The sequence below is a fragment of the Myxococcus vastator genome, assembly GCF_010894475.1.
In the GTDB taxonomy this organism is placed as follows: Bacteria; Myxococcota; Myxococcia; order Myxococcales; family Myxococcaceae; genus Myxococcus; species Myxococcus vastator.
Genome location: NZ_JAAIYB010000050.1, coordinates 21,239 through 30,236 on the forward strand (window position 1 = coordinate 21,239; position 8,998 = coordinate 30,236).

7 protein-coding genes and 1 tRNA gene are annotated in these 8,998 nt (G+C 67.7%); 1 reads left to right on the forward strand and 7 read right to left on the reverse strand.

Translation table 11 applies throughout. The features are described 5' to 3' along the window. Nucleotides 1-55 precede the first annotated feature (55 nt). Together G4D87_RS07760 and G4D87_RS07765 are read right to left on the reverse strand one after the other, a co-directional pair. Nucleotides 56-1,663: a Rieske 2Fe-2S domain-containing protein gene (locus tag G4D87_RS07760; RefSeq protein ID WP_163780472.1), complete on the reverse strand. Its 1,608-nt coding sequence runs from the start codon at nucleotides 1,661-1,663 to the stop codon at nucleotides 56-58. A gap of 270 nt (nucleotides 1,664-1,933) precedes the next feature. After that, a complete protein-coding gene (locus tag G4D87_RS07765; RefSeq protein ID WP_163780474.1) occupies nucleotides 1,934-3,010 on the reverse strand; it encodes a carbohydrate-binding protein in 1,077 nt (358 codons plus the stop codon). Between the two features lie 323 nt (nucleotides 3,011-3,333). On the opposite strand from G4D87_RS07765, the gene G4D87_RS07770 reads away from it, so the two are divergent. After that, nucleotides 3,334-4,296: a TerC family protein gene (locus G4D87_RS07770; protein ID WP_163780476.1), complete on the forward strand. Its 963-nt coding sequence runs from the start codon at nucleotides 3,334-3,336 to the stop codon at nucleotides 4,294-4,296. A 150-nt stretch (nucleotides 4,297-4,446) separates the two neighbouring features. Here G4D87_RS07770 and G4D87_RS07775 read toward each other — a convergent pair. The 5 genes from G4D87_RS07775 to G4D87_RS07795 form a co-directional block, all read right to left on the reverse strand. Further along, nucleotides 4,447-4,518 (reverse strand) — tRNA-Val (locus tag G4D87_RS07775). A gap of 83 nt (nucleotides 4,519-4,601) precedes the next feature. Then, complete coding sequence (locus G4D87_RS07780; RefSeq protein ID WP_163780478.1) at nucleotides 4,602-4,871, reverse strand: hypothetical protein; 270 nt, start codon at nucleotides 4,869-4,871, stop codon at nucleotides 4,602-4,604. 12 nt (nucleotides 4,872-4,883) lie between these two features. Continuing rightward, nucleotides 4,884-5,309: an SCP2 sterol-binding domain-containing protein gene (locus tag G4D87_RS07785; RefSeq protein ID WP_163780480.1), complete on the reverse strand. Its 426-nt coding sequence runs from the start codon at nucleotides 5,307-5,309 to the stop codon at nucleotides 4,884-4,886. Between the two features lie 8 nt (nucleotides 5,310-5,317). Next, on the reverse strand, nucleotides 5,318-6,940 hold the full coding sequence (locus G4D87_RS07790) for an Hsp70 family protein (protein WP_163780482.1): 1,623 nt from the start codon (nucleotides 6,938-6,940) through the stop codon (nucleotides 5,318-5,320). A gap of 90 nt (nucleotides 6,941-7,030) precedes the next feature. Then, nucleotides 7,031-8,998: ATP-dependent helicase (locus G4D87_RS07795; protein ID WP_163780484.1), on the reverse strand; the 1,968-nt coding region annotated here is incomplete at its 5' end.

Sequence of the window (8,998 nt, forward strand, 5' to 3'; positions counted from 1 at the left end):
ACGGCCTCCCCTGCGCGCCACGTCGACCGCGCGTGGCGCTCAGGGGGACCTGGCGTTACAGCTGAGGCTGCGGGTCCGCCGCCGGCGTCTGGGGCTTCTCCTGCTCACGCTCGGGCAGCAGCTCCGCGCAGAGCGAGGACGTGTTCTGCGTGCACGCGCCCCCGGCCTCCAGGTCGAACTGCCAGCGGTGGCGAGGGCACACCAGGTAGCGCCCCTCCTCCACCCAGCCCTCGGACAGGTCGGCGCCCTGGTGGGGGCAGAAGCGCTGGATGGAGAAGCGCCGCCCACCGGCCTCCACCACCGTGCGCTCGCGCTGCGACTCGGTGGAGCGGATGCCCTCGCAGAACTCGCGCATGTCTTCGATCTCCACCCCCAGGAAGCCGTGCAGCACCGGCTCGTACACGTCCGGGTTGCGGCTCAGGCGCAGGCGGAACGACAGCAGGAAGTCCTCCCACGTGAGCTTGCGGTCCAACACGCGCCCCACGTCGGCCGCGCTCGTCTTCAGCGTGTAGCGGACCTCTTCCTGGATGTTCGCCACCACGTGGACACGGCGCGCCTTGAAGTCCACGCGCAAGAGCTGCTCCGGGAGCTCCGTCAGCTCCACGTAGAGCGGCATGCCCACGCGCTCGTGCAGGTCCAGGAGGTCCAGCTTGCGCTGCAGCTCCACGCGCAGCCGCTCGTGAATCTCCGCCACCTCCGCGACGAGCAGGTTGCGCCGCCGCTCGCGGAACACGGACTCCTGCCGCTTCGCGTAGTCGTGCAGGTACGCCTTCATGTTCTCCGGCGTCACCCGCTCGGCCACCTGCGAGACGAACGCCAGCGACTTCGCGTCCAGCACGTCCCCGGGCATCGGCTCCAGGTAGCGCGTCTTCCCCTGAGGCAGGCGCTGCCGCAGGAAGGCGAAGAGCTGCGTCGCGTTCGGGAAGATGTTCACCTTCTCGAAGTTGAGGTGGAACTGCGCCGGGTCCAGGAAGGCCGCGGGCCCGGCCGCCGCGATGTACGCCCGCGGATGAAGCACCTCGAGCGTGCGCGCCACCGCCTCGAACTTGCTCTCCCGCTTCTTCAGCGCGATGGCCGCGTACGTCTCCGTCGGGTACTCGTAGCAGGTGGGGTGCCAGATGGCCCCGGAGAACTGCGCGGAGAACACGTCGATGGGCCCCTCCTCCGCGGCGATGCGCCCCATCCGGTCATGGAGCTTGCAGTCATTGAGGTTGAGGAAGCACTGCCCGTCACCGCGCACCATCACCGCGGAGTCGCGGTTGGTCCCCTGCTCCGACACGAACAGCTTCACGTAGCCGCCCTTGATGGGGACCTCGTGGCCGTCCTCGCAGGCGATGACCTGCTTGCAGCCATACCGGGCGAACACGTCCTGCAGCTCGGAGCGGTGGAAGCGCGGCACCAGCACGGTGAAGTCCCGCTGCCGGAGGGTGGCCAGGAACTCCGGGTCGAAGTGGTCCTTGTGTTCGTGGCTGACGTAGAGGAAGCGCTCCTTGCCGGGCGTCTCCAGCTTCTCCCGCACGAGCGGCGCCAGGTGGTGGTTGCACGGCAGCTGCATCCACGCCGAGTCGAATGCCCCGCGGGACGACAGCCACGGGTCCATGACGACAAGGGCCCCCGCCGTCTCCACGATGAACCCGGCGTGGCCCAGGAAAGTAATGTGCATGGGAAGTCTTCCTCTCTGACAGCCAGTGGGCCGGCCTGAACGCCGAGCCCCGACGGACGACACAGGGCTGCCGGCGGCTGGCTGGCGCGTCGGCGCCCGCAAGGTGGGGAGGCCGAAGCCACACGCGCCACCCGCCCGGGAGGTGGACCTTCCCGTCCATGGACGCACGAAGGGCGCGGAGGACCTCGTCGGGTCCCCCACGCCCTCGTGGGATTGCGGACTTGCGCTCAGGCGCGCCCCCGGTCAGCGGGCGCGCCAGGCGTCAGCGGCTCACTGCTCCGGCGCGATTTCGCGCACGGACAGCCACTTGAAGTCCACGTCTTCGGTGCTGTCCCAACGGAACGTGGCGATGGGGCCGCCCCACGTGAGGGGAACCGCGCCATCCGCGCCGCCACAGTGCTCGGCGTCACCGCCCCAGTCACCGGCGTCCACGAAGTCGTAGATCTTCTCCCAGGAGACCTTGTCCGCGTTCTCGTTGAGGTACATCTCCAGGTGCACGGCCTCCTTGCCGTTCACCTGCGTGTTCCGCATCACCGTCTTGAAGCCCACCCAGCGGCCCGTCAGCGGCTCCGTCACCTGCTCGTAAGGCGCCTGCTCGTAGGAGACGTGCCACGACTCCTTCTGGAAGCGGGCCTGGCCATCGAAGTGCAGCGCGCCCTTGTAGCTGCTGCCCTCGCAGCCCTCGTTGTCGTCGTTGTGCTTCCCGCCACGCGCGTACATGTCGAAGTTGTCGGACTCATCGGACGCGGCGTTGAGCTTCACGAAGCCCGTCATCTCGATGTTCTTCCAGTCGTTCGGCGACTGCATGTAGCCACGGCTGGTGAGCACGTCGCGGTCATACGTGGCGATCTCATTCGGCTTGTAGCCGGTGGACGTGAAGACGTTCATGCGCACCTTGTCGCTCTTGAGATTCCAAGAGCCGTCCGAGTTGCGCGTGAGGTCGTCCTGCGGGTCGAACCGGCTGTCGGACATCGCGTCGTCGGCCAGGAACCACTGCTCACCACCGGAGACGGACGGGTGGATCATCGTCACGCCGAACTTGTCCGCGCCCGACTCGCCTGGCTGCTCGGGCTCGGTGGACGGGTCGCCGGGGTTCGTCGAAGGCTCCTCGTCGGGCGGCACGGTGGCCACCGGCTCATCCGGCGACGTGTCAGAGTCCCCAGGCGCCGGCGTGCCGGGGGTCTGCTCGGACGGAGAGGGAGCAGGCACCCGCGGAGACTGACCAGGGGTCTCGGTCCGCCCTGGCGTGTTCGAATCCTCGTTGCCAGCTTCATTCCCGCAGCCCGTGACAGCGGCCAGAGCGAAGAGCGCACCACACGTCGAGGACAGAAAACGATTCCGAGTCAAAATAGCGTCCTTACTGCTTGAGGCATGAGGGTGACGAGCCCCCAGGCGCCTATCGCCTGGAGTGCGCTCGACGCGTCCTTCCGTCGGGAGGAGTAGCTGCCCTCAGGGACGGTGACGCCTGGCTGGTCTCATAGCCCCGTGTTTGATTTTTCCAACCGGGACGGTTCCAAACCCATCGCCGTCAAAACCACTTCCCAAACATTTGGGATGTTTTTGACCGCTCGTCTGCTCCCTGTCCGGCTAATTCTTTTGTTTTCTCGATGGAGTGCGGGCAGAATTCCTATTTGTGGAAGGCTCGGATGACTCTTATCTGACGCCACCATATGGAAACCTTCCCAAGCGTCGGCAGTCCGGGCCTGTGGGCCGGCTTTGTCGCCTTCGTCATCGCGATGCTGGCGCTCGATCTGGGCGTCTTCCACCGCAAAGCCCATGTCGTGAAGTTCAAGGAGGCCCTGGGCTGGAGCGCGGTGTGGGTCAGCCTGGCGCTCGTCTTCGGAGCGGGGGTCTGGTGGAAGTTCGGGCCCGAGCCCGGCCTCCAGTTCATCACCGGCTACCTCATCGAGAAGTCGCTCTCCGTCGACAACATCTTCGTCTTCGTCGTCATCTTCTCGGCGCTGCGCATCCCCGCGCTGTACCAGCACCGGGTCCTCTTCTGGGGCATCCTCAGCGCGCTGGTGCTGCGAGCCATCATGATCTTCGCGGGCGTGGCGATGCTGGCCCGCTTCCACTGGCTCATCTACGTCTTCGGCGGCTTCCTCATCCTCACGGGCGTGAAGCTCTTCCTGCAGCGCAACAAGGAGGACCACCCGGAGGACGGCGCGCTGATGCGCCTGGCCCGGCGGACCATCCCCTCCACCCCCAACTTCGACGGGCACCACTTCTTCACCGTGGAGAACGGCCGCAAGCTGGCCACGCCGCTGCTGATGGCGCTCCTGCTGGTGGAGGCGTCGGACATCCTCTTCGCGCTCGACTCCATCCCCGCCATCTTCGCCGTGACGACGGACCCCTTCATCGTCTTCACGTCCAACATCTTCGCCATCCTCGGCCTGCGCTCCATGTTCTTCATGCTGGCCGGCGCGGTGGAGAAGTTCAGCTACCTGAAGGTGGGCCTCTCCGCGGTGCTCGTCTTCGTGGGCGCGAAGATGGCCGTCATCGACTTCGTGAAGGTGCCGCCCGCGGTGTCCCTGGTCGTCATCGCCGGCCTGCTGGGCGCGAGCATCGCCGCGTCGCTCATCAAGGCCCGGCACACGCCCGCCGTCGACGTGCCGGACGTGCCCAAGCTCTGAGCCGCGCCCCGGCCTCACGCCGCAATCTCAAGACGCCCACTCCGCTTCGCAGGCGGGGTGGGCTTTCTTGCGTCCGGCGCAGCGGCGGAGATGGAGCCCGCAAAGCAGAAAGGCCGTGAGTCCCGATTCGGACTCACGGCCTTTCTTGAGTGGGCGCAGCAGGGTTTGAACCTGCGACCCCTGCCGTGTGAAGGCAGTGCTCTACCGCTGAGCTATACGCCCTTCTGCTGACCGCCGCCGGTGTTGCCAGCCGCGAACGCGGGTGTAGATGCCATTGGCCCGCTCAGGTGTCAACGCATTTTCGACTACAGCGCGTCGAGCTTCTCATCGAGTTCGCGCAGCCGGCGCTTGAGGCCGGAGAGCTGCTTGCCCAGGATCTTGAACTCGCTGCGGGGCGCGAAGTTCAGCGCCTTCATCAGCTCCTCCTGCCCCCGGTCGAGCGCCTGTTTGCCGCGCTGGGCCTTCCCAATGGCGTTGGCAATGGCCATGGCGCGGCGGTCGTCGGCCATGAGCTTCTCCATGGCCTTGCCCGACACGTTGAGGGCCTGCTTCTTCAGGTCGTCCTTGATTCCCATGGCGTCTCCGGCTCAGGGCTCGTCGATGAACTGCGTCTGCAGCTGCGCGAAGACGCGATCGGCGATGCCCTTGTACTTCATGCGCTCAATCAGCGGCTGCAGGTCGCCCTTCATGGAGATGCGGCGCTTGAGCACCGCCTCCACCGGGTCCAGCGTCCCCTTGAGGAGCTGCTTCCAGACGCTGTAGGGCGCGCGCGCCAGGTACACCGGCTCCAGCTCCTCCAGGTCGTCCGGATCCGCCAGGACGCGCGCCTTTTCGATGCGGCAGTCACCGGGGACGACGTGCACCACGAAAGCCTTCGCCAGCAAGCCGGGCTCGGCTTCCACCACCGCCCCGAAGTCGCCCTTCCAGCCCCTGCCGGCCATGGCGCACTCGGGATCCTCATTGGTGAGGCGGACCGCCTCGTCCACCCACTCCTTCGACGGGAACTTCGCCATCTGGACTCCTAGCCCCTCCGGAAGATGCTCTTGATGCTGGAGAAGAGCCCCCGGTCGTCGCTCCCGCTGTTGCTGGAGCTGGGCACCTGCTGTGAGTGTCGCGACGCGACTTCCTGGAGCGCCCGCTTGAGCTGCTCCGGCGTGTCGCGGGTGGCGAGGTCCACCTTGCGCATGCCGCTCGCTTCCTCCACCGTCACCTGGAGCAGACACTCCTCGGTGAGGCGGAAGTCGATCTTCCGGCCAGCCGCGGCCGAGGGCACGCGCACCGTGCCCAGATATTCGTTGTCCACCAGCAGGTCGCTGTCCCCCTGGTAGATGTCCAGCTCGATGAAGGGCGAGCCCGGCTCCTTCGGCGGAGGCAGGCGGAAGCTCTTCACCATTGGAATCAGCGAGTTCTTCTCGATGATGCGCTTCACGCGCCCGTTGGGCATCGCGTAGCCAATGGGCATGGACAGCGCGTCCAGCAGCGTCACCGCGTCGATGCTGCCCAGCGAGTCGCCCAGCAGCGCCGCGCCCAGGGCCACGCACTCGTCCGGATGGACGCCCTTGCGCGGCGCCTTGCCGAAGTGCGCTTGAATCTTCTGCTGCACCAGCGGCATGCGGCTCTGGCCGCCCACCAGGATGATTTCGTCGATCTCCGCGCGGGAGATGCCCTTCTCCTCCAGCACGCGGTCGCAGATCTCGAAGGTGCGGTCCACCAGGTCGCCGGTGAGGCTGTTGAGGAACTCGCGCGTCAGGGGGATGCGCAAATCCAGCGGCTTGCCCTTGCGCTCGTCGATGAAGGGCAGGTCGATGACGACGTTGGGGATCAGCGTGAGGTCGATCTTCGCCGCCTCCGCCGCGTTCTTGATGCGCTGGAGCGCGATGGGGTTCTCCGTGCCGAGGTCGACCTTGGTCTCCTCCCGGAAGCGCTCCAGCACGTACTCCATGATGCGGTTGTCGAAGTCCGCGCCGCCCAGGAAGGTGTCGCCGCCCGTGGCCAGGACCTCGAAGACGTTGCCGGCCAGGTGCAGCACGGACACGTCGAAGGTGCCGCCGCCCAGGTCATAGACGAGGACCTTCTGATCCAGCCCCCGGTTGAAGCCGTAGGCCAGCGCCGCGGCGGTGGGCTCGTTGACGATGCGCTTCACGTCGAAGCCCGCCAGCCGGCCGGCCTCCTTCACCGCGTTGCGCTGGTTGTCGTTGTAGTAGGCCGGGACGGAGATGACCGCCCCTTCGATGGGGCCGCCCAGGAACTGCTCCGCGATGGTCTTCACCTGGCCCAGCACGAAGCTGGACACCTGGGGCAGCGAATACAGCTTGCCGCCCATCATCACCGCGGCGTCCCCGTTGGGGCCTTCGACGATGTCGTAGGGGAAGTACCCCTTGAGGTCGTCCACCGCCTTGGAGTTGTACTTCCGCCCGATGAGCCGCTTGGTCCCCCAGAGCGTGTTCTTGGGGTTGGTGACCATCTGATCCTTGGCCACCCCGCCCACCAACAGGTCGCCGCGCGCCGACAGCGCCACGACGGAGGGCAGCGTGAGGTTGCCGCGATCGGTGGGGACGATCTTCGGGATGCGGTTGCGGACGGACGCCACCAGCGTGTTGGTGGTGCCGAGGTCAATCCCGATGATGCGAGGTCTGTCCGCCATGAAGTGAGGGGGCTCGTGCCGGAAGACGCCGCCCCTGATTCCACTGTCTATCACGTCGCGCACGGGAGTGCGCGTTTCTGGGCGACGGTGTCAGTCCGCCGGGTCCGATCCACCCGGAGGGGGACCCACTTGCCCCATGGCCCCCTCGGGCTCCGCCTCCAGGGTGGACAGGATGCACCGGTCAAACGGAGCGTCCTCCCCGCCGGGCAGCTCCTGGAGGAACCGGGACGGCCGCAGGAGGATGCGCTCCCCGTCCCGGGGCAGCACCGACTGGGGGTACACCAGCGCCAGGGTGTCCCGCGCCCGGGTCAGGGCCACGTAGAACAGCCGCCGCTCCTCTTCCTCCTCCTCAGGCAGGCGCGTGGCCAGTGACAGCGGAAACCGCCCGTCCGCCAGCCAGAGGACGAAGACGGCCCGCCACTCCAGCCCCTTGGCCTGATGGACGGTGGACAGCGTCAGGCACGCCTCGGGCGCCCCCTCCCTCAAGGCCTCCTCCGCCGCGAACTCCGACACCAGGGCGATCTCCGACAGGAAGCGCGCCACGTCCTCGAAGCGGCCGGCGAACTCCGCCAGCTGGCGGACGTCGTCCTCCCGGTGCTCCTCCTCGGAGAACTCCGCCCGGAGGAAGTCCGCGTAGCCCCCGGCGAGGACGTCCTCGATGAGCCGCCCCGGTGAGGGGGACGCCTCCGGCCGGGTCAGCCGCCCCATCAGGTCACCGAAGGCCTGGAAGCCCTGCCGCGCCTTGCGTGGCAGGTGCGCGCGGACGTCCGCATGGGCCAGCCCCTCCGCCAGGGGTGTCCCCTCCGGCTGGGCGCGCAGGGCGGTCCAGAGGTGCTCGGCCGTCGCCGGTCCCACGCCTGGGACGCGCCGGATGACGCGCTTGAAGGCCAGCTCATCCCCCGGGTTGTTCACCAGCCGGAGGTGGGCCAGCACGTCCTTGATGTGGGACTGCTCGAAGAAGCGGACGCCGGAGCGCACCCGGAAAGGGAGGCCGCGCCGGGTCAGCTCCAGTTGGAGCTCCAGCGAGTGACTGTGGGCCCGGTACAGCACGGCCATGGCCTCCAGGGACAGGCCCTGCTCACGGAGCTCACCGATGCGCTGGGCCACGTAGGCGGCCTGCTCCCCGGCATCCCGGGCGGGGACGATGAGCGGCTTGACGCCCGGGGAGCGGGCCGCCGTCAGCACCTTCGGGAACTGGTTCGGGTTGAGGGCGATGGAGGTGTTGGCCAGCCGCAGGATTTCCGGCGTGGAGCGGTAGTTGCGCGTCAGCGCGTGGACGGAGCAGCCCGGGTAGCGTTCGGGGAAGCCGATGATGTTGGTGAAGTCCGCGCCCCGGAAGCTGTAGATGGACTGACAGTCGTCCCCCACCACCGTGAGGTCCTTGCGCTTCCCGGCGAGCAGATCCACCAGGTCGCCCTGGAGCCGGTTGGTGTCCTGATACTCGTCCACGAGCACGCAGCGGAAGCGCTCGGTGAGCTGCGCCTTCACGTCCGGGTGGTGCGTCAGCAGGCGCTTGAGGTGCACCAGCAGGTCATCGAAGTCCATCAGGTGCATCTGCGCCTTGCGCTGCTGGAAGCGCGCGGCGGCGGCGAGCACCTCGGGCGCCAGCGGCAACAGCTGCGGCCGGCGGTCCATCAGGACATGTGACACGGGCTGCTGGAGGCTGGCCGCCAGGGACACCAGGTCCAGCACCAGGTCTGGCCGGGGAAAGCGCTTGTCGCTCTTGAGGCGGCGCTCGGCGATGCACGTCACCATCAAGTCCCGCGCGTCCTCGCGGTCCAGCACGGTGAAGTTCCTGGAGAAGCCCAGCACGCCCGCGTACTGGCGCAGCAGCACGTGCGCGGCATGGTGGAAGGTGCCCCCGAGGATGCGCCGCACGTCCACGAAGGCGCCGACCAGCTCCTCCACCCGGCGCGTCATCTCCCGCGCCGCCTTGTTGGTGAAGGTGAGCAGGAGGATGCCCTCGGGGGGGACGCCCCGCTCCAGCATGCGCGCCACCCGGAAGGTCAGCGTGCGCGTCTTGCCGGAGCCCGCGCCGGCAATCACCAGCACCGGCCC

Excerpts from the sequence above, each read along its gene's own strand:
- G4D87_RS07760 (WP_163780472.1), bottom strand. The coding sequence starts at position 1,663 with ATGCACATTACTTTCCTGGGCCACGCCGGGTTCATCGTGGAGACGGCG.
- G4D87_RS07790 (WP_163780482.1), bottom strand. The coding sequence starts at position 6,940 with ATGGCGGACAGACCTCGCATCATCGGGATTGACCTCGGCACCACCAAC.
- G4D87_RS07770 (WP_163780476.1), top strand. The coding sequence starts at position 3,334 with ATGGAAACCTTCCCAAGCGTCGGCAGTCCGGGCCTGTGGGCCGGCTTT.
- G4D87_RS07780 (WP_163780478.1), bottom strand. The coding sequence starts at position 4,871 with ATGGGAATCAAGGACGACCTGAAGAAGCAGGCCCTCAACGTGTCGGGC.
- G4D87_RS07785 (WP_163780480.1), bottom strand. The coding sequence starts at position 5,309 with ATGGCGAAGTTCCCGTCGAAGGAGTGGGTGGACGAGGCGGTCCGCCTC.